The 23461-nt window shown below is 67.8% G+C and carries 23 protein-coding genes and 1 pseudogene; 8 read left to right on the top strand and 16 right to left on the bottom strand.

What is annotated here, in order from left to right:
* Positions 1-4: 4 nt before the first annotated feature.
* From ACFWPK_RS02885 to ACFWPK_RS02865, 5 genes are read right to left on the bottom strand one after another with little or no spacing between them, the layout of a single operon-like run.
* On the bottom strand, positions 5-817 hold the full coding sequence (locus ACFWPK_RS02885; RefSeq protein ID WP_378912845.1) for a carbohydrate ABC transporter permease: 813 nt from the start codon (positions 815-817) through the stop codon (positions 5-7).
* Positions 807-1754: a carbohydrate ABC transporter permease gene (locus tag ACFWPK_RS02880; RefSeq protein ID WP_378912844.1), complete on the bottom strand. Its 948-nt coding sequence runs from the start codon at positions 1752-1754 to the stop codon at positions 807-809. The genes ACFWPK_RS02885 and ACFWPK_RS02880 overlap by 11 nt, the downstream gene beginning before the upstream one ends.
* Positions 1755-2612: a metallophosphoesterase family protein gene (locus ACFWPK_RS02875; protein WP_378912843.1), complete on the bottom strand. Its 858-nt coding sequence runs from the start codon at positions 2610-2612 to the stop codon at positions 1755-1757. It lies immediately after the preceding gene.
* Positions 2609-3979, bottom strand: a complete 1371-nt coding sequence (locus ACFWPK_RS02870; RefSeq protein WP_378912842.1) for an ABC transporter substrate-binding protein — start codon at positions 3977-3979, stop codon at positions 2609-2611. Before ACFWPK_RS02870 ends, ACFWPK_RS02875 begins: the two co-directional genes overlap by 4 nt.
* A 37-nt stretch (positions 3980-4016) precedes the next feature.
* The gene (locus ACFWPK_RS02865; RefSeq protein ID WP_378912841.1) at positions 4017-5138 is read right to left on the bottom strand and encodes an ABC transporter ATP-binding protein; all 1122 of its coding nucleotides are present in this window, start codon (positions 5136-5138) and stop codon (positions 4017-4019) included.
* A 180-nt stretch (positions 5139-5318) separates the two neighbouring features.
* On the opposite strand from ACFWPK_RS02865, the gene ACFWPK_RS02860 reads away from it, so the two are divergent.
* Positions 5319-6629 (top strand): hypothetical protein, encoded by a 1311-nt coding sequence (locus ACFWPK_RS02860; protein ID WP_378912840.1) that lies wholly within the window; start codon positions 5319-5321, stop codon positions 6627-6629.
* 39 nt (positions 6630-6668) lie between these two features.
* Here ACFWPK_RS02860 and ACFWPK_RS02855 read toward each other — a convergent pair whose 3' ends face one another.
* Positions 6669-7028, bottom strand: coding sequence for a MerR family transcriptional regulator (locus ACFWPK_RS02855; RefSeq protein ID WP_378912839.1), 360 nt, complete (start codon positions 7026-7028; stop codon positions 6669-6671).
* 58 nt (positions 7029-7086) lie between these two features.
* On the opposite strand from ACFWPK_RS02855, the gene ACFWPK_RS02850 reads away from it, so the two are divergent.
* A complete protein-coding gene (locus tag ACFWPK_RS02850) occupies positions 7087-7857 on the top strand; it encodes an SDR family NAD(P)-dependent oxidoreductase (protein WP_378912838.1) in 771 nt (256 codons plus the stop codon).
* Between the two features lie 58 nt (positions 7858-7915).
* Here the strand turns inward: ACFWPK_RS02850 and ACFWPK_RS02845 are convergent, their stop codons facing one another.
* The 4 genes from ACFWPK_RS02845 to ACFWPK_RS02830 all read right to left on the bottom strand — a co-directional run bounded on the left by ACFWPK_RS02845 (position 7916) and on the right by ACFWPK_RS02830 (position 11707).
* On the bottom strand, positions 7916-9139 hold the full coding sequence (locus ACFWPK_RS02845) for a cytochrome P450 (RefSeq protein WP_378912837.1): 1224 nt from the start codon (positions 9137-9139) through the stop codon (positions 7916-7918).
* Positions 9140-9229: 90 nt separating this feature from the next.
* Positions 9230-10081 (bottom strand): alpha/beta fold hydrolase, encoded by an 852-nt coding sequence (locus tag ACFWPK_RS02840; RefSeq protein WP_378912836.1) that lies wholly within the window; start codon positions 10079-10081, stop codon positions 9230-9232.
* A gap of 21 nt (positions 10082-10102) precedes the next feature.
* Entirely contained in the window at positions 10103-10546 is a 444-nt protein-coding gene (locus ACFWPK_RS02835; protein ID WP_378912835.1) for a PaaI family thioesterase, read from the bottom strand.
* Positions 10547-10720: 174 nt separating this feature from the next.
* Complete coding sequence (locus ACFWPK_RS02830; RefSeq protein ID WP_378912834.1) at positions 10721-11707, bottom strand: zinc-binding dehydrogenase; 987 nt, start codon at positions 11705-11707, stop codon at positions 10721-10723.
* A 220-nt stretch (positions 11708-11927) separates the two neighbouring features.
* On the opposite strand from ACFWPK_RS02830, the gene ACFWPK_RS02825 reads away from it, so the two are divergent.
* Both ACFWPK_RS02825 and ACFWPK_RS02820 read left to right on the top strand, forming a co-directional pair.
* Positions 11928-13148, top strand: a complete 1221-nt coding sequence (locus ACFWPK_RS02825) for a DUF418 domain-containing protein (protein WP_378912833.1) — start codon at positions 11928-11930, stop codon at positions 13146-13148.
* Between the two features lie 237 nt (positions 13149-13385).
* Positions 13386-14291: pseudogene (locus ACFWPK_RS02820) on the top strand (DUF418 domain-containing protein); the annotation flags it as partial.
* A 36-nt stretch (positions 14292-14327) separates the two neighbouring features.
* Here ACFWPK_RS02820 and ACFWPK_RS02815 read toward each other — a convergent pair.
* Both ACFWPK_RS02815 and ACFWPK_RS02810 read right to left on the bottom strand, forming a co-directional pair.
* Complete coding sequence (locus tag ACFWPK_RS02815) at positions 14328-15002, bottom strand: class I SAM-dependent methyltransferase (protein WP_378913144.1); 675 nt, start codon at positions 15000-15002, stop codon at positions 14328-14330.
* A gap of 61 nt (positions 15003-15063) precedes the next feature.
* The gene (locus tag ACFWPK_RS02810; RefSeq protein WP_378912832.1) at positions 15064-15735 is read right to left on the bottom strand and encodes a TetR/AcrR family transcriptional regulator; all 672 of its coding nucleotides are present in this window, start codon (positions 15733-15735) and stop codon (positions 15064-15066) included.
* Positions 15736-15827: 92 nt separating this feature from the next.
* Here ACFWPK_RS02810 and ACFWPK_RS02805 point away from each other — a divergent pair, with 92 nt between their 5' ends.
* The 4 genes from ACFWPK_RS02805 (at position 15828) to ACFWPK_RS02790 (ending at position 19470) form a co-directional block, all read left to right on the top strand.
* On the top strand, positions 15828-17297 hold the full coding sequence (locus tag ACFWPK_RS02805; RefSeq protein WP_378912831.1) for an MFS transporter: 1470 nt from the start codon (positions 15828-15830) through the stop codon (positions 17295-17297).
* Between the two features lie 128 nt (positions 17298-17425).
* The gene (locus tag ACFWPK_RS02800; RefSeq protein ID WP_378912830.1) at positions 17426-18076 is read left to right on the top strand and encodes an urease accessory protein UreF; all 651 of its coding nucleotides are present in this window, start codon (positions 17426-17428) and stop codon (positions 18074-18076) included.
* A 28-nt stretch (positions 18077-18104) separates the two neighbouring features.
* Positions 18105-18812 (top strand): urease accessory protein UreG, encoded by a 708-nt coding sequence (gene ureG, locus ACFWPK_RS02795; RefSeq protein WP_378912829.1) that lies wholly within the window; start codon positions 18105-18107, stop codon positions 18810-18812.
* Positions 18802-19470: an urease accessory protein UreD gene (locus tag ACFWPK_RS02790; RefSeq protein WP_378912828.1), complete on the top strand. Its 669-nt coding sequence runs from the start codon at positions 18802-18804 to the stop codon at positions 19468-19470. The genes ureG and ACFWPK_RS02790 overlap by 11 nt, the downstream gene beginning before the upstream one ends.
* A 59-nt stretch (positions 19471-19529) precedes the next feature.
* On the opposite strand, the gene ACFWPK_RS02785 is transcribed toward ACFWPK_RS02790, so the two are convergent.
* The 4 genes from ACFWPK_RS02785 to ACFWPK_RS02770 form a co-directional block, all read right to left on the bottom strand.
* The gene (locus tag ACFWPK_RS02785; protein WP_378912827.1) at positions 19530-20309 is read right to left on the bottom strand and encodes a hypothetical protein; all 780 of its coding nucleotides are present in this window, start codon (positions 20307-20309) and stop codon (positions 19530-19532) included.
* Between the two features lie 204 nt (positions 20310-20513).
* Positions 20514-21935, bottom strand: a complete 1422-nt coding sequence (locus ACFWPK_RS02780) for an NAD(P)/FAD-dependent oxidoreductase (protein ID WP_378912826.1) — start codon at positions 21933-21935, stop codon at positions 20514-20516.
* 157 nt (positions 21936-22092) lie between these two features.
* Complete coding sequence (locus ACFWPK_RS02775; RefSeq protein ID WP_378913142.1) at positions 22093-22989, bottom strand: tat pathway signal sequence; 897 nt, start codon at positions 22987-22989, stop codon at positions 22093-22095.
* Positions 22990-23074: 85 nt separating this feature from the next.
* Positions 23075-23281, bottom strand: coding sequence for a hypothetical protein (locus ACFWPK_RS02770; RefSeq protein WP_378627280.1), 207 nt, complete (start codon positions 23279-23281; stop codon positions 23075-23077).
* Between the last annotated feature and the right edge of the window lie 180 nt (positions 23282-23461).

Below are 23461 nucleotides of genomic sequence, written 5' to 3'. Positions count from 1 at the left end.
TCGTTCACTTCAATCCCGACCGCACGAACGCATTGACGATGTGGCGTTGCAGCACCAGATACAGCAGCAGCACCGGCAGGCAGGCGAGACCGGCCAGCGCCATCATCGGCCCCCACTGATCGCCTTCGGTGCCCATGAAACTGCGCAGTCCGAGCTGGAGCACAGCGTTGGACTGGCGCAGCACGACCGCGGGCCAGAAGTACTCGTTCCACGCGTTGATGAACAGCAGGATGCCGAGCGCGGCGAGGGCGGGCCGCAGGTTCGGCACCACCACGGTCCACAGGATCGACCACGACGAGCGTCCGTCGATCTTCGCGGCGGCGATGAGTTCCTTCGGGAACGCCGACATGTGCTGGCGCAACAGCAGCACCGCCAATGCCGAGCACAGCGTCGGCAGCACGACGCCGATCAGGGTGTTGATCAGGCCGAGCTGGTTGAGCAGGATGTAGTTGGGCAGCATCGTCACCTGGAACGGCACCAGCCACACCCCGACGAACGCCAGATACAACAGGTTCTGCAGCGGGAACGTGTAGATGGCGAACGCGTAGGAGGCCAGCAACGCGATCAGGAGCTGGCCTGCCGCCGAGAGCACCGCCACGAAGAACGTATTGGCGATCAGACCGGCGATGTCGACCTTCTGCGCCGCGTCGAGGTAGTTGGCCGTCGACAGCGGCCACGGAATCGGTGACAGCGAGGTGACGTCTTCCGGTCTGCGCAGCGACGTCGCGAACAGCCAGTAGATCGGGAACACGCACACCAGTGCCGTAGCGGCGAGCAGCAGATGGCTGCCCAGCCCCCGCAGTCGTTCAATCGTCATGGACAGCAACCTTTTCCGAGATCCAGACCAGCAGTGCGGCCACCAGACCGAAGCCGACGAACAGCAGCACACCGGCCGCGGCGCTCAGACCGGCGTCGAAACTGTGGAAGGCGTAGTCCCAGAGCAGGTAGTAGATATTGGTGGTGGCCTGTGCGGGACCGCCCTGGGTCATCGAGTCGATGAGCGGGAAAGTCAGTGTGGGACTGAGCAACACGGTCGTGAGGATGAGGAACAGCACGGTGGGCGAGAGCAGCGGCAAGGTGATCCAGCGCCGGATCTGACCGGCGGAGGCGCCGTCGACCCTGGCCGCTTCGTCGTAGTCGCCGCTGATTCCGGCCAGGCCGGCCCACACCACGAGCACCGCGAAGCCGATCAGGTGCCAGGCGGTGATCGCGATGATCACACCCTGCGCGGTCGAGGTCTCGTACACCCAGTTGCGGCCGGAACCGGTCACCTGGGCGAGGAAACCCGTCCCCGGATGCAGCAACCAGCGCCACACCGCGGCCGCCGCGACCGGCGCGACCAGGAACGGCGCGAACACCAGTGCCTGATAGACCGTGCGCGCCCGGCCGGTGACCCGCCTGCTCGCCATCGCGATGACGACCGGCAGCACCACCGTGAACGGCAGCAGACCAAGGATCAGTGTCCCGGTGCGGCCCAGGGCGCCCCAGAACGCCGGAAGATCCAGTAGCCGTTCGTAATTCGCGGTACCGACCGGTGTCATCGGAGCCGTCGGCAGCAGATTCCACGAGTAGGTGGACAGCTGCAAGGCCTGCACCAGCGGTTGATAGGTCCACACGACCAGCAGGAACAGCGCCGGACTCAGATAGAGGTACGGCGCGACGAACCGGGCTACCCGGCGCCGGGTGAGGCGCCGGCGCACCGGCTTCGCCGCGACCGGAAGTGTCGGCGAAGCCGGCGCATCGATGACGAACATCTACTTCACCGCCGCCCTGGCGGCGACGATCGCGGCGATCTGCTCGAGCATCTCCGACTCCGGCCGGTCATAGACCGTGGGTGCCGGTGCGGCGTCGATCGCGGTGGCCAGCACCGTCGACTCCATGACATCGATACGGCTGTACCCGAATCCGACGAACCCGCGGTGCCTGCCCGCCGGTGCCATCGCATCCACCCGGTAGGCCATCGCGGGACCGATCCACACCGGAATACCGGCCAGCGCCGACGCGCCGGTGAGGTGGTTGTGTCCGCACAGGATCATCCGGACATCGGTACCCGCCACGACCTCGGCCAGCTGTTCGGCATCCTTGAGCCGGAGGAAGTCGAGGGTGGCCAGCGGCGAGCGCAGCGGCGGATGGTGCACCACCAGCACCGTGCCGTGCGGCGCGGGGGTGCGCAGTTCGTCGGCCAGCCAGGCCAGCTGCTCGGGCTCGAGCTTGCCGTCGTGCTGGTACGGCGTGGTGCTGTCCAGCACGATGATCCGCACTCCCGCGACCTCGACGCAGTGGTCGTGCGGGAGGTCGGGGTCAACGGTGTCACGGCCGAGCAATTCGATGCCGAAGGCCGTGCGTTCGTCGTGATTGCCCATCGCGTAGACGATCTCGGCGCCGAGTTCGGCCGCGACGGGCTCGACGGCGGCCCGCAACCGCCGGTAGGCCTCGGGTGATCCGTTGTCGCTGAGATCACCGGAGAAGATCAGCACGTCGACGCGCTGCCCGAATTCGCGCAGCCGGTCGAGCACCACGGTCAGATTGGCGGCGGTGTCGACGCCGTGGAGCAGTTCGCCCTCGGGCCGCAGATGGGTGTCGGTGATCTGAACGATCGTCAGCTCACTCATGACTTCGGCATGAGTTCGGTGCCCGCGGTGCGGGCGGCGGTGAGCGTGGACTGCGGGTCCGCGCCCTGGAACACAACGGCTTCGACGGCGTCCATCATGCCGTCGCGCATCTGCAGATAGTTGTTGCCCGGCATGGAAACCCACGGCTCCATCTTGGCCAGCTGCGCGACATTCGGGCGCAGCAGCGGGTTCTGGTCGGCCCATTCCTTCAGACCGCCCGCTTCCTCGAGCAGACCGGTCCGCAGCGGCAGGTAGCCGATGTTCTGGGCGATCTTCTTGTAGGAATCCTCGCTGGTGAGGTGCTTGATCAGCTCCCACGCGGCCCGCTGCTTGGCGGGATCGTTGGACAGGATGTGCAGGCCCGCACCGGAATTCGTCGGGACGGCAGGCTTGGCGCCGAAGCCGGGCATCGGCGCCGAACGCAGGTCCCACTTGCCCTTGGACCCGGTGACGAAAATGCTCTGCAGCGCGCTGGTCTCGAGCATCATGCCGATCTCGCCGCGGCCGAACGCCTCGTAGCCCTGCTTCTGATTGAGATTGGGCATGCTGCCGGTGTTCACGAGGTTCTGTGCCATCTTGGTGACCTCGACGGCGGGTGCGTCGGCGAAGGTGAGGGTGCTGCGGTCCTCGGAGATCACGCGACCGCCGTTCGAACGGACCAGCGACTGGAAACACCAGTCCTTGGCGGTCTTGGTCAGGCAGTCGATGTAGACCCCGCCCTTGCCGGTGCGCTCGGCGATCGCCTTCGCGGCGGTGGTGACCTCGTCCCAGGTGGTGGGCGGCTTGGCCGGGTCGAGACCGGCCTCGGTGAACAGCGAGGCGTTCAGATACAGGACGGGAGTGGAGAAGACGAACGGAACGCCGTAGGTGTGGCCGTCCCAGTCGTCGAGCGTGCGGGCACGCGGTGCGTACGCGTGGCGGGCGCCGTCGAAGTTCTGCTTCACCGCGGGCGCGCCGACCAGCTGGTCCAGAGGCTTGGCCTTGAGCTGGTTGATGGTGAAGTCCAGGTCGGAGAAACCGAGCTGGGCGACATCGGGCGGGGTGCCTGCCACCATCTGGTTCTGGATGCTGGAGACGGTGTCGGTGGCCGGGTTGGGGCTGTTGCCCTGCGGCTTCTGCGCGGTGACCTTGATATTGGGGTGCTTGGCGCTGAAGTCGGCGATCAGGGCGTTGAAGGTGTCGGTCCAGGCTCCTGCCACGCCGTAGCTGTAGGACTCGAACACGATCGAAACCTGCTGATCGGCCCGCAGTTCGGGGATCTGCGCGGTGCTCGTGGACTCGGTGGAGCCGGTGGTGCCCAGGCCGCAGCCGGTGAGGGCGAGGGCGGTGGTGAGCGCCACGCCCAGCGCGGGGAGTGTGCGTTTCATGGTGGGTTTATCCTTCTCATCGGGATCTTGCTGAGATTCAGTGCACGGGGACAGCGACCGCGTCGACGGCCGGAGTCGAATGGGGTTCGGGTGCTTGCCATGTCAGGCGCAGGCCCGTGTCGGGATCGAACAGGTGGATGTCGGCGGGGTCGACGCGGCAGGCGATGTCCTCGCCCACCCGGACACCGGCCGGACGGGCAACCCGCACGCAGAGACCGGACTCCAGGTGTACGAGTTCCTCGCTGCCGAGGTTCTCGACCATCCGCACCCGGCCGCGGACATCGGTCGAGGTGTCGTCGATCCGCAGGCGTTCCGGGCGGATTCCGGCGACGACGGCGGTGGCGTCGCCGGAATCCTCGGCGATGTCCAGCGCGGCGTCGATGCCGTCGGCCATCACCTTCATGTGGCCGTCGCTCGCGGTGACGACGGCGGGGAACAGGTTCATCGGGGGTGAGCCGAGGAAGCCGGCGACGAAAGTCGAACGCGGGCGGTCGTAGAGCTCCTCCGGGGTGCCGCACTGTTCGATGCGGCCCTGGTTGAGCAGCGCGATACGTGTCGCCATCGTCATCGCCTCGACCTGATCGTGGGTGACGTAGAGGAACGTCGCGCCGAGGCGCTGGTGCAGCGCGATCAGCTCGGCGCGGGTCGCGCTGCGCAGCTTCGCGTCGAGGTTCGACAGCGGCTCGTCCATCAGGAACGCGCCGGGATCGCGAACCATGGCGCGCGCCAGCGCGACTCGCTGTCGCTGTCCGCCCGACAGTGCGACCGGGCGCCGCTCCAGCAGCGCCGAGATCTCCAGCGTCGCCGACACCTCGGCGACCCGCTGCGCGATCTCCGCCCGCGGCCTGCGCCGGGCCCGCAACGGAAACCCGATGTTGCGGGCCACCGAGAGATGCGGATACAGCGCATAGCTCTGGAACACCATCGCCAGGTCCCGCCGCTGCGGCGCCGCGTCGGTGACATCGACGTCGCCCACCAGAATCCGGCCCTCGCTCGGCTCCTCCAACCCGGCGATCATCCGCAACAGGGTGGATTTGCCACAGCCACTCGGCCCGAGCAACACCATGAATTCACCATCGGCGATATCGAGACTCACCTCGCGCACCGCGTACTCGGCATCGAACTTCTTCGACACCGCTTCGATCTGCAGTCGTGCCATGCGCCCAGTGTCGAGCGCTCTACGGTCCGCGCGCCGGTGCGATAGTGAACGTCGATCGGTCCAATCATCTCGGCACTACCGACCCACGAACGACACCCTCAGTGCTGCCTGCCGACCGCCGTCGATATTCGCTGGCTGTTCGCGGCTGCGGGCCATATGGTCGCCGAATGTGGGTACTGCATGACATGGACTGAACCGGTGTGGGCCGAGCCCGACACATTGCTCGGATTGCTGCAGCGGGGGCGTGGCCGGTGCCGTGAGGAGGCGTCGATGCAGCCCACGGTTGCCGGAGACCTTCTCGTCGATTGCATCGTGCACGACCCTCGATGGGATCATCAGATAGAGGAACGCGACTGGTTGTATGCGAGTCTGGCGGTCGACTTGGGGATCGACCTCGTTCGCTTGCGTGCGGCATATGCCGGACCGCCTGACCCCACCGGTGACGCGGCCGCCTGGCTCGCCGTCGGGGTGCTGGGTCAACTCGCCCGGCGTGGCAGCGCGGAAGCCGTCCTCGAACTATGCCGGTACCTGCGCACTGGGCGTGACGTGGATCTGGCCCTCGGAGAGCTGATTCCGGTCGCCGACCACCCTGCCGCGCAAGGGTTGCTCGGTGACGTTCTCGACGTCGCCGATGACGATCAGCTGCGATGGTCGATCGGGATGGATCTGCATGGCCGGACATCGTTGCCGCAGTGGCGGGGCGCGAACGCGCGTATCGACCAGGCGTTCGCGTCGGCGGCGGCTGTTCGGGCGGAATGGGCGGCGCAAGAGCGTGCGCAGGGGCGGGTTTCCGAGCGCGACCTGGTACTCCGGGCGGCTGCGGAATCGAACCTCATGGCACCGAAATCTGCCGCCGACCTGACTGAAGCGCAGTGGGAAGTAACACTATTGGCCATTGTGACCGATGATCGCCGGTGCGTGGACGACAGCTGGGATCCCCGTTCCCGACGTGCGCTGCGTCGCGCCCTCGAGAAGTCGGGATCCCCTGCTGTACTGGCGTGGTCGAGGTCCGTGTCCAGGTCGAGGTCGGACTTCGACCAAAAGGGGTACCTGGAGTGGGCCGCGTTTTCGATGTTCACCCGCATCAGCGCTACAGCATCGGACGCTCCCCGCCTCAACGAGTTGTTCGTGGAGGCCGCCACACGGGAGAACGACGGCATCGGGGATCAATACGAGCTGGTGAACGCCCTCGCGCGGCTGGATCACTTCGCCGCGGTCACCACGATCGAGAACCTCTACGACACCACCGTCTACGCCCGTCTACGCCGACGATGTGCGGCGGCGCTGAGTCGACTGTCCCCGGATTTCGCCAACGAGCGAGCCGTCGAGTGCCTCGACGACTGCGAATCCGAGACCCGTGCGATAGCAATCGCCGACGTCGATCCGAGCAATGGCGAGGTTCGTGCACGATTGCTTCGGATCGCCGACGACCCGACCGAAGAGGACGACAACCGCCGAGCCGCTGCGGAGCGAATTACTCGGCGGCGTTGATAGTTCGGAATCGATTCCGCGCGGTGGCGAGCCCGGAATTCATTTGGCGTGCGACCCGGCGGCGAGGATGGATTCGAGGATTGCGCGGGCTGCTTGCCGTTCGTCGATGTCGCGTTTCATGCGGTCGAGTTCGGCTCGGAGGTCGTCGGCCATTTCCTCGCAGGTCGGGGCGAGGTAGCGGCCGGTGTCGATCATGCAGGGCAGGACCTCGGCGATCACCCGGGTGGACAGGCCCGCTGCCAGCAGGATTCGGATGCGTCGTACCGACTCCACCGCTGATTCGTCGTAGTCGCGGTAGCCGCTGGACTGCCGCTGGGGTTGAAGCAGGGCCTGCTCTTCGTAGTAGCGCAGTGCCCGGGTGCTCAGTCCGGTTCTGCGTGACAGCTCGCCGATACGCATGTGATGCCCGCCTCACGCTCTTGACCTTCACGTCGACGTCAAAGTTTAGCGTCGCAGCATGACCGAATACGAAACACCGAAAACGTTGGCGGGCAAGAAGGCGGTCGTCACCGGCGGCACCCACGGTATGGGCCTGGCGATTGTGCGGGCACTGCTGGACCGCGGTGCGGAAGTTGTGCTGACCGGCCGTAGCGAGACCGGGGTCGAGAAGGCGCGCGCGGCTCTCGATCAGTTCCCCGCGCATGTCATCCGCTCGGACGCCACCGATTCCGGCGATATCGATCGCCTCGGCAGCTCGGTCGCCGAACTCCTCGGCGGCATCGACTACCTGTTCGTCAACCACGGCATCGCGGAGTTCCAGACCCTCGAGGAAGTCACCGTCGCGCACTGGGACCGGGTGTTCGATGTCAATGCCAAGGGCGCGTTCTTCACCACTCAGCGCCTGGCGCCCCTCATCGGCCGAGGCGGCAGCATCGTCTTCACCACGGTGTCCAATGATCGGATCTTTCCTGGTTTGAGCGCCTACTCCGCTGCAAAGGAAGCGGTCCGTGCGTTCGCCAAGGTCCTCGCCGCCGAGCTCCTGCCACGCGAAATCCGAGTCAACGCCGTCGCGCCCGGTTTCATCCTCACGCCGAGCATGGGCGTCGCCGAACTGACCGAAGAGCAACGAGCGGAATTCATTCGCGACGGGAAGGCAACCACGCCGATGGGCCGACCGGGAACCGTCGACGAAATCGCTTCTGCCGCCCTGTATCTGGCAGTGGATGCGACCTTCACCACCGGCACCGAACTCGTTGTCGACGGCGGCTTCGCGCAAGGGCTCGGCTAGCTGCCACTCGGGCGCTGACCTGCCTTCGGTGCAGGTCAGCGCCCATGTGAACGGCGCTTCAGTGCAGGCGGACGGGTAGTTCGAGTAGGCCCCGGATGAGGGTGCTGGTCTGCCAGTGGAGGTCGGCGGTGGGGGAAAGGGTCAGGTCGGGGAAGCGGTGCAGGAGTGCGGTGAAGGCTATTTCGGCTTCTACGCGGGCCAGGGGAGCGCCTACACAGAAGTGGATGCCGTGGCCGAAGGCGAGGTGGCCCGTGGTGGCGGTGTCGGTGGCCAGAGTGTCGGGGTCCGGGAAGCGGGCTGGGTCGCGGTTGGCTGCCGCGAGGGCGACATAGACGATCTCGCCTTCGGGGATCTCGGTGCCGCCCAGGGTGATCGGTTTCGCGGTGAAGCGGGCCGTTGCCATATCGACGGGACCGTCGAAGCGCAGGAATTCCTCGACGGCGGCGGGCACACCGGCGGGGTCGGCGCGCAGGGCCTGCCACTGTTCTGGGTTGCGGAGCAGGGCGAGGACACCGTTGCCGATGAGGTTCACCGTGGTCTCGTGGCCCGCGACCAGCAGCAGGAACGCCATCGAGACCAGTTCCTGATCGGTGAGCCGATCGCCCTCGTCGTCGGCGAGGACCAGCTGCGACAGCAGATCCTCGGCAGGCTCGGACTGCTTGACGCGCACAAGTTTCGCCAGATAGCCGACCATCGCGGCCGACGCGGCAGGACGCTCGTCCTGCTCACCCTCGCCGACAACGGTGACCAAGGCCTTCGTCCAGGCCTGGAAGTCCTCGCGATCCTCGAACGGGACGCCGAGTAACTCACAGATCACCGTCACCGGAAGCGGATTGGCGAAATCGCTCATCAGATCGACCTCGTCGCGCTCACTCATCGCGTCCAGCAATGCCTCGGTGATCTGTTCGATGCGTGGGCGCAGCAACGCGACCTGGCGGCTGGTGAAAGCCTTGTTCACGAGCTTGCGCAGCCGAGTGTGCGCGGGCGGGTCGGTGCCGAGCATATGGCTCAGGAGCGTGACGATATTCGGGTCCGTCGCGGTGGTGTCGCGCTTGCCGTGCAGGATCGCGTTGAGCCCGACGGCGTCCTTGCGGAATCGCGGGTCGGCGAGCGCGACCTTGGCTTCGGGATAGCCGACGACCACCCAGCGGATGACGTCGTCGGGGAAGCGAACCCGATGGACGGGACCCGCGGCGCGCCACCGGCGATATTGCGCGTGCGGATCGTCGAAGAAGTCGGCGCCGATGGACTCGACATGGGCGGGAGCGGTGAGGTCGGCCATCGAATCGACGGTACCCGCGCCGGGCTGGATGCGCACCGACCGCGCGCAACCCTGGCACGGAACACCCTGTGGCGAAAGCGAATTCGCGATTCAGGAGGTGCGCGGCTCCGTCGTCGACGTACTCGACTCGACCGAGACCAGGAAACTGTGGAGCAGTTCGGTGACGGCCTGTGGTTGTTCGAGGGAACTCGAATGGCCGCACGCGGGGATCGTGTGGAGCTGCGCGTGGGGGATGAGCGAGGCGATGTGGCGGGCATGTGGGAGCGGGGTGGCGGCGTCATCGGCGCCGACAATGATCTGGGTGGGGACGGTGATCGCCGGGAGCTCGTCATCGACGGCGCCACGTTCGGTGACGCCGTGGACCGCATCGCGCAAACCGACGCGGTCGACCACGGTCAGGCGACGCGACCACTCGCGAACCACCGCCTTTCCGGCGTCGGAAGCCCGGAACGAGGGACCGAACAGGTGAGTGGCCACCTGGCCCGCGATGGGGCGGATGCCGAACCAGCGCAGCGCCCACGCGAGACGGTGGTATTCATCGATCTTGGTGGGATCCTCGGCTTGCGCGCTGGTGTCGAGGAGCGTGAGCGACCGCAGGAGATCACCGTGCCTGGCGGCCAGTCGCTGGCCGACGAAGCCGCCCATGGACAGGCCGACCCAGTGCACGGGTCCCGCGTCCAGAGCGCGGATCACACCTGCCGCGTCGGCGGTGAGAGTGTCCATGTCATAGCCGCCGGCGGTGGGTGGGGTATCGCCCTGACCGCGCCAGTCGAGGGTGACGCAACGGTAGTCGCGTTGCAGGAACTCGAGTTGGGCCCGAAACATCCAGCCGCCGAACAACAATCCGTGGCCGAAGACCACGGTGGCGGCGTCGGGTCTTCCCGCGGGAGTGCCGGTGTCGGTGCAGGCGATCGGAACACCGCCGACGTCGATGATCGACATGAGGTCACTCGTTCCCGGTGCTCAGGCCGCCGCGAGACGGACGTTGCGCATCGTCACCAGCGCTGTGGCACACAGGGTTTCGCCGGATTCCTCCACCGAGAACACGTCGGCGGCGGCGATCGTGAGCAGCGCGCCGGGCTTGACCACCCGGCCGCGGGCGACCACATTCGGGCCCTTGGCCGGCGCGAGGATCTTCACGGTGTAGTCGATGGTCATGTTCACCCAGCCGACCGGCAGCAGCGTGCCCGCGGCCGAACCGGCGGCGAAATCGGCGAGCGAGCCGAGGACACCACCCTGGAAATAGCCGTCGTGCTGGGTGAGTTCGAGGCGGTGTGGTTGCACGATCTCGACATCGCCGGGCTCGACCCGGCTGAAGTGGAAACCCAGGTGGGCGGCGGCGGGCATGGACAGCACCACGCTGGGGACCAGCTGTGCGAAGTCGGGATTGGGTGCCTGTGCGGTCATCGGCTCAGTCCTCTGCTCGGCAGCGGTGGACCGTCGCTGCTCCTCATGCGGCGAATCCTGCCCGCTGGCGCCGCGCGTGAACACCCCGATCGTGGAAATTTCGCCTGCTGTTGGGGGTCTGGAAAGAGTCGGCCGGGCGAGGCGAGCGGCGGCGTCACGCCGCCCGGCCGAGAGTCAGCGAGTTCCGGCGTGCAGGACCACTTTGCCGTTGCGGCCGGGAGTTTCGGAGACCACGGCGGCCTCGGCGGCCTGATCGAGCGGGAAATCGGCCTGTACGTCGAGGCGCAGGGTGCCGTTGGCGGCGAGGGTGACGAGTTCGGTGATCAGCCGCACGTAATCGGCGCGATCGATGTCGGAACTGCGCTGCTGGCCCCAGAACCCCTTCACCACAGCCTGTTTGAAGATGACGGCGCCGGTGTCGATGATCAGCGGCTTGCCCGACAGCGCGCCGAAGGAGATCAGTTCTCCGCGCGGGGCGAGCAGCGCCATCAGGTCGCCCGCGGCGGGGCCGCTGACCTGGTCGACGGCGCGCACGATCGGTTCGCCACCGGTGATGTCGGCCCCCGTGGCGAGCCAGCCCACCGATTCGGTATCGAGCACCGGACCGTAGCCGAGCTGTTCGAGCGCCTGCACCGAGGACTGGCCGCGCACCAGGCTCAGCACCCGCACACCGCGTTCCTTCGCGAACAAGTTGAGCAGGCGACCGACCGCGCCGTTGGCGGCATTCACCACGATCCACTGCCCCGACGTCACCTGCAGGTCATCGAGCAGCATGAGGGCGCTCAGCGGCATGGCGAGCAGTTGGCAGGCCGTCGCGTCGGACACCGAATCCGGGATCGGCACCGCTTGTGCGGCGCGGGCGACGAAGGAATCCGCCCACGCCCCACGCACGCCGGCGATCGCCACCCGCTGCCCGACCTGGAGGGTGTCGACACCGGGCCCGACCGCGTCGACGACACCGGCGGCCTCGGTCCCGGGGATCGCGGGCAGCGGGGGCCGGTAGCCGTACACGCCGCGGATGATCGCCAGATCGTGGTTGTGGATCGGCGACAGCGACATCGCGATCCGCACCTCACCTTCCCCTGGTTCGGGGGCAGGTACCTGCTGTGCGGTGAGCACATTCTTCGGTTCGCCGAATTCGTCGATGACAACTGCCTGCATGTCCGCCTCCGTGGTGGTTGCGAGTCCCTGCCGAGCGTGATCGTGCTCCATTGTGGCACCGTGGCGGTCGTGGGTCGCTCAGGTGGTCGGGGGCCCGTCGCATGGTGGGGCGCGGCTGTCAATACGCCGCAGGGCTGACCGCGAGTCGCTCTCCGGTACGGCGTGAAAATAGCTCGCACGGTGGACGAATGTGACCGGTCGGCGTGCGTACGCTCGGTGCATGGCAGACGCACTCGGAACACGTTCGCCCGCAGTGCGATCCGGATCGCGTATCGCCGAGCTCGATATCCTGCGTGGGTTCGCCCTGTTCGGGATTCTGATCACCAACGTGGTGGTGGCGACCACGTTGTGGTCGGTGGTAGGCACTCGCGAGGATCCGGTTCTGCGCTTCGGTGGCACCGTCGATCTGCTGGTGCGCGCCACCGTCGACGCGCTGTTCGCCGGGCGGTTCTATCTGCTGTTCGCGTTCCTGTTCGGCTATTCGTTCACGCTGCAGATCGCGGCGGCCCAGCGTGCGGGGGCTTCGCCGGTGCGGCGGTTGCTCCGGCGGTGTGCCGCGCTGATGGTGATCGGGCTCGTGCACGTCTACCTGCTGTGGATCGGGGACATCCTCACGCTGTACGCGTTCCTGTGCCTGACGCTGATCGCGCTGCGCAAGATGCGGCCGCGGACCGCGGTGATCGTCGGGGTGGTGTTGTACGTGACCTGGTCGGCGTGGACCTTCCTGCCGGGCAGTACCGGTGTTCTCGCGTTCGGTGAGTTCGTCGACCTGCCCGCGATATCCGCCGACTACACCGCGGACTTCGCGTCGACGTTCTCCGCGCAGACCGCCCTCGCGCCGGTCTTCCTGCTGCTGATCTGGTTCAGTCAGGGTGTGCCGAGCCTGGCGATGTTCCTGATCGGGATGGCGGCGGGCAAGCGAAACCTGTTCGCTGACCCGGATATGTTGCGCCGCTGGTCCTTTCGTGTACTCGTGCTCGGCTTCGGTCTCGGCCTGCCGATCTCGGCGATGACTTTCGCCGAGTCGATGACCTGGTGGGATGCCCCCGCCGCGATCCACGGCCTCCAATTTCTGGTGAATCCGGCCATGACGTTCGCCTATGTCGCCGCGATCCTGCTGGCAGCACAGTCCGCACGCCTTGGCCGCTGCACGGCCCTGCTCGCCCCGGCCGGGCGCATGGCCGCCACCAACTACATCGGTCAGTCGATCGTCCTGATGCTCGTCTACACCGGCTACGGCCTCGCCCTCGCCGACACCATCGAACCACTGGCCGTCATCGCGATCGCCCTGCTCACCTTCGCCGCCCAACTCTGGCTCAGCGCCTGGTGGTTGCGCGGTCACCGCTACGGTCCGGTGGAGTGGTTGCTGCGCGCCGCGACCTACCTGACGATCCCACCGTGGCGGCGTCGGCCCGAACAGCACGCTGCGCCCGGCGCATAAGCTGCCGATTCGGCGCTCTACCGTTGTCCCGTGCTCGACGTATCGGATCCGCCCGCAACGAAACCCGTACACCGGATCGCCGAGCTCGACACCCTGCGCGGGTTCGCGCTGCTCGGGATCCTGATCTGCAATGCGATCGTCGCCGTCGGCCAATGGGCGCCGGATCGTGCGAATTCGGGTGGTGATCGCCTGGTTCTGGCGACAGTGGACGCGCTGTTGTCCGCTCGGTTCTATCCGATGTTCGCGTTCCTGTTCGGTTATGCGTTCACGCTGCAGGTGACGGCCGCGATACGGGCCGGTGCCTCGCCGACGGCACGGTCACTGCGGCGCTGCGCCGCGTTGATGGTCGTCGGCCTCGTGCACGCCTTCTTCCTCTGGGACGGTGACATTCTCACCTTGTATGCCGTCCTCGGCCTGATCCTGATCGCGGTTCGCGCGCTCGGCCCGCGGACGGCCGTCCTCGCGGGTACGGCGCTGTTGCTGTTCTGGGCGATCGACAGCGTCCTGCCCGGCCTGACACCCGGCGACGGACTTCGGATGCCCGAGGTAGGGGCCGCCTATACCGGCACGGCCGCCGAAACCTTTTCCGCCCAGCTCGCTGTCGCGCCCACCGCGTTGCTATTGGTGTGGTCCGCCGGGGCGGTGCCGAGCCTGGCCATGTTCCTGCTCGGCATGGCCGCGGGCAAACTGAACCTGCTCGAGCGATCGAACATGGCGCGTACCTCGGCTTTACGAGCTCTCGTAGTGGGACTTGGTGCGGGACTGCCCGTTGCAGCGCTCACTTTCGCGGCGTCGATGGGGTGGTGGACACCGCCGCCCGTTCTGTACGGGATCCAGGCGCTGGTGAATCCGCTGATGACCTTCGCTTACATCGCCGCTGTGGTGCTGGCAGCGCGGTCGGTACGGCTGGGTCGCCGATTCGCCGTGTTCGCACCCGCGGGCAAGATGGCGGCCTCGAACTACATCGGGCAATCGATCGTGCTGATGATCGTCTACACCGGCTACGGTTTCGCCTTCGCCGACGATGTGTCGCTCGGCGTCGTGATCGCGATCGGCCTGGTCACCTTCGCCGCCCAGCTCGGGCTCAGTGCCCGGTGGCTGAGCCGCCACCCGTATGGGCCGGTGGAATGGGTCCTGCGTGCTGCGACCTACTGGACCGTCCCTGCCTGGCGAAAGCCGTCAGTCGGCGGCTCGAGGCGGGCGGTGGAATTCGGCCCGCCAGCGGTTCAGGCCCGAGGCGTCGTGGCGAGGGATGGATTCCACACGGACCTGGGTCAGGTCGGGGGCGGTGAACGAGTCGATCTCGCCGCGGGTGAGGGGCCAGGGTGGGCCGGTGGTCGCGGGGGCCTTGCTGATGTCGGCGATGACGAGCAGGGTCGCGCCGGGCGCCAGCAGGTCGCGGATGCTGGTGATGGCGGCGGCGCGGACATCCGGAGGCAGGGATTGGACGGTGATCGACTCGATGACCAGGTCGAAGGCGTGGAGCCAGGTCGGCGGCGGCTCGAGCAGGTCGGCGACCTTGTAGGTGACGGGGGAATGCGGGAAGCGGGCCCGCGCGCCGCGAATGGCGGTAGGGGAGACATCGAAGGCTGTTGTTCGGATGCCTTGGGCGGCAACGAATTCGGCGTCGGTTCCGTACCCGCAGCCGATCACCAGGCCCCGCGTCCCCTGCGGTAGCGAGACGGTGCGGAGCCAGTCCACCAGCAGGGGGTTGGGAACGTCTCGATCCCACGGAACCACCGAGGTCCCCGCCGCGGCCTCGGCATAGAGCGGTTCGAACCATCCGGTCGGATCGTTCGCGGCCAGTGCCTGGGCGGCGAGGCGGCGATCGGCGGACGGCTGCGCGTCGGTCATGGGTCCAGTCTTCACCACCGACGACCACCGTGTCTTCCGACATTCTGAACGACGCTCGCGGTCAAGCTCGACGGGCGGCGCGCGCGGCGAAACCGTCGCAGAGCGCTTCGAGGCCGAGAAACAGGAGGTCCTCGGAGGTCAGGTCGCTCACCCCCGCGCCTTCGAGGTCGGCCAGCGCAGGCGGCACGGGGAAGGAGGGCTTGCCCTCGAGGAGATCGCGCAGGCCATTGGTGTCGTCGGTGGCGGTGCGCTTCTCGGCGAGGAGCGCACCGCCGACCACCGGCAGGCTGGCGCCGGAGATGTAGTTCCAGACGGAGAACCCCATCGTGGTGGCCTCGCGCGCCGTCACGTCGAGTTCGCGCAGGCCCTCGACCAGCCAGGCCAGGCTCGTCAGGCCCTGCGGGCCGAAGCTGTAGCGGGGGACCGCGAAGGTGAGCAGCACCCAGGGGTGCTGCTGGTAGAGCTCCCAATCGATCTCCGCGGCGATGCGCACCCGGTCGCGCCACGTCCACCCCCGACCGGCCGGATCGGGGTAGGGGTGGCGGGCGGCGATCTCGTCGGTCATGGCCGCGATGAGTTCGTCCTTGTTCGCCACGTGCCGATACAGCGACATGGTGCCCACGTCGAGACGGTCGGCGATGCGGCGCATCGATACCGCGTCGAGTCCGTCGGCGTCGGCGAGGGTGATCGCGGCGTCGACGATCGCGGTGCGGGTGAGCTTCGCCTCGGTCATCCCATGACTCGCTTTCGTAATACAACCTTCATGCGTACACTGTACCCAGCTCCCGCGTACGGCGTACGCAAACCGTGGAAGGATTTCGGAAAATGACGAAGCTGGAACCGGCGGTGCCCACCGCAGTCGCCGGTGGACGCCGCGCATGGCTCGGATTGGGCGTGCTGCTGCTGCCGGTGCTGCTGGTGTCGATGGACATCTCGGTCCTCTTCCTTGCCATGCCGACCCTCACGGCCGACCTGGATCCCACCGCGTCGCAACAACTCTGGATCCTCGACATCTACGGGTTCATGCTGGCGGGTCTGCTCATCACGATGGGCAACCTCGGCGACCGGATCGGCCGCCGCAATATCCTGCTCGTCGGCGCCGCCATCTTCGGCGTCGCGTCGGTGCTCGCCGCGTTCGCGCCCACCGCGCCGATCCTCATCGCGGCCCGCGTATTGATGGGCATCGGCGGTGCGACGCTGCTGCCGTCGAGCCTGGCGCTGATCTCCACCCTGTTCCCCAACGCACGGGAACGGGCCACCGCGATCGGCATCTGGACCGCGTTCTTCGCCGGTGGTTCGGCGATCGGGCCGATCATCGGCGGTGTGCTGCTGCACCACTTCTGGTGGGGCTCGGTGTTCCTGATCAACATTCCGGTGCTGGCGATTCTGCTGATCTTCGGGCCGATCCTGCTGCCCGAACATCGTTCCGCGGCCCTCGGCCCGATCGATCTGCCCAGCGTCGCGCTGTCGATCGGCGGCATCCTGCCGTTGATCTACGGGATCAAACACATCGCCGCCGAAGGCCTGGACGCGGTGTCGCTGGTGATCGCGGTGATCGGCGTCGGGCTGCTCGTGCTGTTCGTGCGCAGGCAGCGTCATCTCGCGGAACCGCTGCTCGACCTGTCGTTGTTCACGCGGCCGCTGTTCCGGGTGGCGATCGGGGCGAGCATGGCCGGCATGATGTCGCTCGCCGCGATGAGCTACCTGACCAGCATCTACCTGCAGTCGGTCACCGGACGTGACCCGCTGGCCGCCGCGCTGCTCGGCATTCCGATGGCGATCGCGGTGTTCGTGTGCTCGATGAGCGGCGCGCGCCTCGGGCTGCGGCTGGGCGTGCGGGCGACGTTCACACTCGCGCTGATGCTGTCGGCGATCGGCAACCTGATGCTGCTCGGCGTCGGTGTCGACGGCGGCCTCGGCTGGTACGTCGCGGGCTCGGTGATCGCCGGTATCGGGTACGGCTTCTCGTTCACGCTGGTGTCGGATGTCGCGGTGTCGGCGGTGCCCGCCGAGCGGGCGGGTTCGGCGGTCGGGATCTCCGAAACGAGTTTCGAACTCGGCAACGCGCTGGGTCTGGCCCTGCTCGGTTCGGTAGCCGCGCTGGTGTTCCGCTCCGGCGGCGACTTCGGCGAGACCCTGGGCGACACCCTCCTGCAGTCCTCCGGTGACGAGGGGCTGATCCACGCGGCCCGCGAATCCTTCGTCAGCGGAATGCACCTCGCGACCGCCGGCGGCGCACTGCTGCTGATCGCGATGGCGGTGCTGGCCTGGCGCTCGGCCCGCACCACCCGCTGAGCCGACAACAGGTCTCGACGCTCGTCGGCGTCGGTGACGACCGCCGGGTGGGGTGATCGCTGCCACTGTGTGGGTTGATCGTCAGCCTCACCGGGCGGACGTCCAGGTCGGATGCTTAGGATCGTCGGATGCGAAACGACGGTGCGACGGGCCTGGCGACATTGCTCGCCCTGGCCGATTCGCGCCTGCCTATCGGTGGACACGTGCACTCCGGTGGCGTCGAGGAAGCTGTGTCGTCGGGGTTGCTGCGCGACAACGCGAGTGTGGAGTTGTACCTCCGGCGTCGCGTGGCGACCTCGGGACTGGTCAATGCCTCGCTGTCCGCCGCGGTCTGTGGCGGGGCGCTGACTCCCGAACGCGCCGAGCTCGAAGCCGACGCCCGCACACCATCGCCTGCCGCGCGGGCCGCTTCACGCGCGCAGGGGCGTGGTCTGCTCCGCCTGGCCAAACAGCTGTGGCCGCACCACGATTGGGCAGCGGCCGGTCCGCGTCCGCATCTGTCCACGGTGTTCGGCATGGTCGGCGCCGCCTGTGGTGCGAGTACCGAACAGCTGGCGGGCGTCGTCGTCTACACCACACTCACCGGCGCCGCCACCGCCGCGCAACGCCTGCTCGCCCTCGATCCCGCCGCCATCGCCGCGAGCACCATGCGCTTGGCGCCGCTGTGCGACCGGATCGCCGCCGAGGCAGCCATCGGCCTCGCCGCGTTGTCCGATCCGCTGCAGGACGCGCTCGCCGAACGTCACCTCCATCGCGACATGCCGTTGTTCGCGTCCTGATCCCTGAACCCGAGAAGAAGGAGCCCCCATGCCTCCCCATCTGATCGATGGCGAACCGCACGACCACAGCCACGACCGGCCCAAGCGCGACCGCGCCGCGGGTGATGCCCTGCGCATCGGCATCGGCGGCCCGGTCGGCTCCGGCAAGACCGCGCTGGTCGCGGCCCTGTGCAGGCAACTGCGCGACGAGCTGTCCCTCGCGGTGCTGACCAACGACATCTACACCACCGAGGACGCCGACTTCCTGCGCCGCCACGCCGTGCTGCCCGACGAGCGGATCACCGCCGTGCAGACCGGTGGCTGCCCGCACACCGCCATCCGCGACGACATCACCGCCAACCTCGACGCCATCGACGACCTCGTCGCGGCCAACCCGCCGCTGGACCTGATCCTGGTGGAATCCGGCGGCGACAACCTCACGGCCACTTTCTCTTCCGGCCTGATCGACGTGCAGATCTTCGTCGTCGACGTGGCCGGTGGCGACAAGGTGCCGCGCAAGGGCGGACCCGGCGTCACGTTCTCCGACCTGCTCGTGGTGAACAAGACCGACCTCGCCCCGCTGGTCGGCGCCGACCTTGGCGTGATGGAGCGTGACGCCGCCAAGGTCCGCGACGGCCGCCCCACCGCGCTGGTGTCCTTGACCGACGACCCGGCCGCCACCCCGGTCCTGGCCTGGGTGCGCGAACAGCTGCGGGTCGCCGCCGAACAGGACGCGGCCACCGGCGTTGCGCACTGAACTGAGCATCGTCGCCGTACCGGGCAGACTGCCCCGCATCGACGCGGTCGGCGGTCTGGCCGGGCGGCACACCGGCATCGACACCGTGCACCTGATCGGCACCGCGGCCACTCCGCTCGGCGGGGACGACCTCGACATCACCATCGTCGTGCGCCCCGGCGCGCGGCTGGTGGTCCGGTCGGTGGCGGCGACGATCGCCCTACCGGGCGCGGACACCCTGTGGTCGAACGCGCACTGGCGTTTCGAGGTCGGCGAGGGCGCCGAACTCGACTTCGATCCGGAGCCGACGATCGTGGCCGGGGGCGCACACCATCACACGGTGACCACGGTGCAGCTGGCACCCGATGCGCGCCTGCGGCTGCGTGAGCGGGTGCAACTGGGCCGCAGTGGCGAGGACGGCGGCGGGTGGCGCGGTGATCTGCTGGCCGATATCGGTGAGGTACCGCTGCTGCGGCACCGGCTCCAACTCGGCGCGGGTTCGTCGACCGACGATCGGCTGACCGCACCACGCGCGCTCGACAGCGAACTGGTCTACCCCGATGATCGCCCGGCCTGGTCGGGCAGTGTGGACGAGGTTCGGCTCCCGCTGGCCGCGGGTGGATCGCTGGCCACCCGCACGAGTAGCCGCCTGCGCGCGCTCGCGATCGCCAACGCATAGCTGAGGAAATGGCGGTGGGAGCCGGGCAGAAAACCCGACTCCCACCGCTGGGAATTCGATCAAGCGCTGACGAGCTCGGCTTCGGAATCGGCGGCCTCGGGGACCATCCCACGCGGCGGCGCGAGGAAACCGCTCGCCGCACCCACCGCCGCACCGATGCCGGCGCCGACGACCGTGACGGGGATCGACACGGCCATGTACGCGGCCATGCCGCCCAGGATCGGGCCCGCGACCAAGCCGATCGGCACGAACGGGATACCGGCGATGAGCCCGGCCACCGCACCGCCCGTGCTCGCCATCATCGCGAACGGGATCGCCACGGTGGAACCGACCGCCGCGCCCCGTGCCGCCGAACCGAGCGTCGCGGAGGCGATCCGGTCGGAGCGGCTGCGCTCGAGCCCGACCGAGTCGAGGAACGTCGCCAGGTTGGCCTCGGTATTGGCCGCGGTGTCGTTGATCTGGATCGAGGTATCGACCGGCACGAAGTCCGGCACCGGAACCTGCTGGTCACCGAAGCGGAACTGCCCCGGCGGGGGCAGGATCGGTGGCACCGGCGCGACCGCGGTCGGCGCGTGCAGCGGACCCACCGGTGACAGGTAATCCATTTCCGGCCCCGTCCGCGACCACTGCAGCGAGCTGCGGGTGTTCGCGGGCATCGGCTGGCCCACATACGGGGTGGCATTGGGCGCCACCGCGTCGAACTCCGCTCCGGGCTGATGTTCGGGCTGGGTCACCGCCGCCTGCGCGGGATCGGCATTCGCGGTGCCCGTGCCGATCAGGGCCATGACCAGGGGTACCGCTCCGGCTGCGACGACCGAACCTACCTTCTGTCGCTGCAAGTTCGGCGCCCTGTGTTTCCCCGTCGCCATAGATCACCTTTCATCCTGGGGATTGGTCACACATATGACCTCCGACATTCGGACCGGTGCTCGACTCGGATGGGTCCGAAACGTCGGCAACCCGCAATGCCGGTATGCGGAAAGGTAACTGGCACGACGAAGGCCGGGTGGTTCGACGGAACCACCCGGCCTTGTCGAGCTGTGTCAGCCGATCTTGCGCTGTTCCGCGGTGAGCGGTTCGGCGGTGGTCGGCGGCGCGCCCACGTCGGCCGCGAGTTCGTTGGCCTCGGCCTGATCGGCGTTGACCTCCTCGATCGCCAGCCGCGCGAAGATCCACTGCTCGGTCGCCGCCATCTGACCGCGGTTGCGGCCGAGGAACGACACGAACCAGCCGATCACGGTGACGATCCGGCTGCGGTAACCGACCAGGTAGTACAGGTGCAGTGCCAGCCAGGCGAGCCAGGCCAGGAATCCGCTGAACTCGAGCTTGCCGATCTGGCAGACCGCGTCGAACCGCGAGATCGTGGCCATCGAGCCCTTGTTGAAGTACTTGAATGGCGCGCGCTGCTCAGGGGTCTGACCCTTGAGCCCGGCCTTGATGGCCTTGGCCGCGTAGGTCGACCCCTGGATGGCACCCTGCGCCTGCCCCGGCACGCCGGGCACGGACATGAGGTCGCCGACCACGAACACGTTCGGATGACCCTTGACCGTGAGGTCGGGCTCCACGATCACGCGCCCCGCCCGGTCCACCTCGGTGCCGTCGGAGCGTTCGGCGATCATCTTGCCCAGCGGGCTGGCCTGCACGCCCGCCGACCACACCTTGCAGACGGCCTCGATCCGGCGGGTGGTGCCGTCGGCGTCCTTGACGATCACGCCGTGCGCGTCGACATCGGTCACCATGGCGTTGAGCTGGATCTCCACGCCCATCTTCTCGAGCCGCTTGGCCGCCTTGGCGCCCAGCTTGGGGCCCATCGGGCCGAGCACCGCGCCCGCGCCTTCGAGCAGGATGACGCGCGCGTCGCGGGGATCGATGGTGCGGAAGGTGCCGTCGAGGGTGCGGTCGGCGAGTTCGGCGATCTGCCCGGCCAGCTCCACCCCGGTCGGGCCGGCGCCGACGACGATGAACGTCATCAGCCGGTCGCGCTCTTCCTGAGTGGTCGCCAGCTCCGCCTGTTCGAACGAGCCGAGGATGCGTGCGCGCAGTTCGAGCGCGTCGTCGATGGTCTTCATGCCGGGCGCGTAGGTGGCGAAGTGATCGTTGCCGAAGTACGACTGCTGGGCACCGGTGGCGACGATCAGGCTGTCGTAGCCGGTCACGGTGTCGCGGTTGAGTAGTCGCGAGGTGACCTTCTTGTTCGCCAGGTCCACGTCGATGACGTCACCGAGCAGCACCTGCGCGTTCTTCTGCTTGCGCAGCACCAGACGCGTGGCCGGAGCGATCTCGCCGGTCGAGAGGATGCCGGTGGCCACCTGGTAGAGCAGCGGCTGGAACAGGTGGGTCGACGTCTTGGAGATGAGCGTGACGTCGACATCGGCTTTGCGCAGATGCCGGGTACCGAACAAACCGCCGAACCCGGAACCGATCACCACTACGTGGTGCCGCTTCCCGACAGACTCATTGCTCATCGTCGCGCTCCTCGACAGACTGGGGCGGACCCCGCGGTGGTGGTGACAGGGTTAACCGTAGTCGGCTCCGGTTGTGACGTCGCAACAAGAACCCGATCGCGGCGTGTGATGCGGTGTCTCGTCGAACGACGAGAACGACAATACGGGATCGGCCGAATCAGCGACCTGCGAGAAGAATCTCGGCCACCCGGGTGTCGGTCTCGGCGCCGTCGGTGTAGCCGCCTGCTCCGCCGAGCGCGTTCATGATCGACAGCGTGTACCGCTCGTCGATGCCCGCGACGCCGACGGAGTTGACCACCCAGCCGTCGGCCTCGGCCGACCAGCCGTTCTTCAGGCCCGGTCGCATCCGGGCACCGGCGCCCCACACGCCCCAGTGCTGGTTGGAGTCGACCGAGCGCATCCGGTCGAGCAGGTAGGCGAGATCTTCGGGGTGCATGGTGTCGAGGATGGTGTTCATCAGCCGGTCCAGGTCGGCGGCCGTGCACTTCTGGAACGACCAGTCCGGGAACAGCGCGGTCGTGGTGGGCTGCGGGATCAGGCTGACCATGCCGTAGCCGCGGAACGCGTTGTTGTAGGCCATCCGGTCGAAGCCGATGTACTTGTGCCACAGCACGTCGGTGGCGTGGTCGTTGGAGGTGGCCAGCATCGCTTCGATGTTGAAGCGGTCGTCGGGGGACAGGCCGATGGCGCCGACGCGGGCCCGGTTGAGCAGGTCGGCGGCGATGGCCAGCTTGATCGTGGACGCGGTCCAGACCTGGTTCTCGGCGTGTTCGTTGGCGTAGATGCCGCCGGTCTTGCGGTCACGCAGCACGTAGCCGACGGCGCCGGGGCGACCGGCGAGGTAGGCGTCGGCGCGCGCTATCCGGGCGCTCATGTCGGCGTCGAATCCCGGCAACGACACCTGGGTCAACGCGGGCGGCGCGGCATGGGCCGGAGCGACGAGAACGGGGACGCCCGGAGTGAGGACGGCGGCGGCGGCGAGGAGGCAGGCAGTTGCTGCGACCCGGGAGACGACACGGGTGGAAGGAGAACGGTCACGCACGAGGGACCACACTCGCACACCGAAGGCTCGAGCGCACAACTTCACCGCAAATCGGGCCCCCGGGCGACAGCGTTGTTGCGGCGCACGGGAATTGCGTTCAGTGATGCGCGGCGTGCGGTGTGGCGATGGTGCAGCCGTTGAGGCGATGGCAGTGCTCGAAGGCCTCGCCGTGCCGGTCCAGCGGCCACGAATGCAGTACCTGATCAGGCCCGTAGCGCCGGGAATTGATCAGCTCCCAGCGCGCGCCCACTCGGCGGACGATGAAGCCGCCACCGGGAACCAGGGGAAACACCTGCGCGATCATGAAACGAAACCAGCCTTTCGCCCGCGGCCGTACTGTCCCACCCGAACGGCAACGATCCCACGGTCGGCGTCGAGGGTGCCGCAGGCGTGGCCGGGACGCGTTGCGGTGTGGCGTATTTCACTAGCCCGGTCCAGTGGTGGTGGCGGGGTCGCTCGATTGCGGGTCGGTCGCTGGGCGTAT

It is taken from the genome of Nocardia sp. NPDC058519 (assembly GCF_042719755.1).
Taxonomy (GTDB): Bacteria; Actinomycetota; Actinomycetes; order Mycobacteriales; family Mycobacteriaceae; genus Nocardia.
Note: the sequence above shows the minus strand (reverse complement) of the source record. Positions and strands in the feature narration are given on the sequence as shown.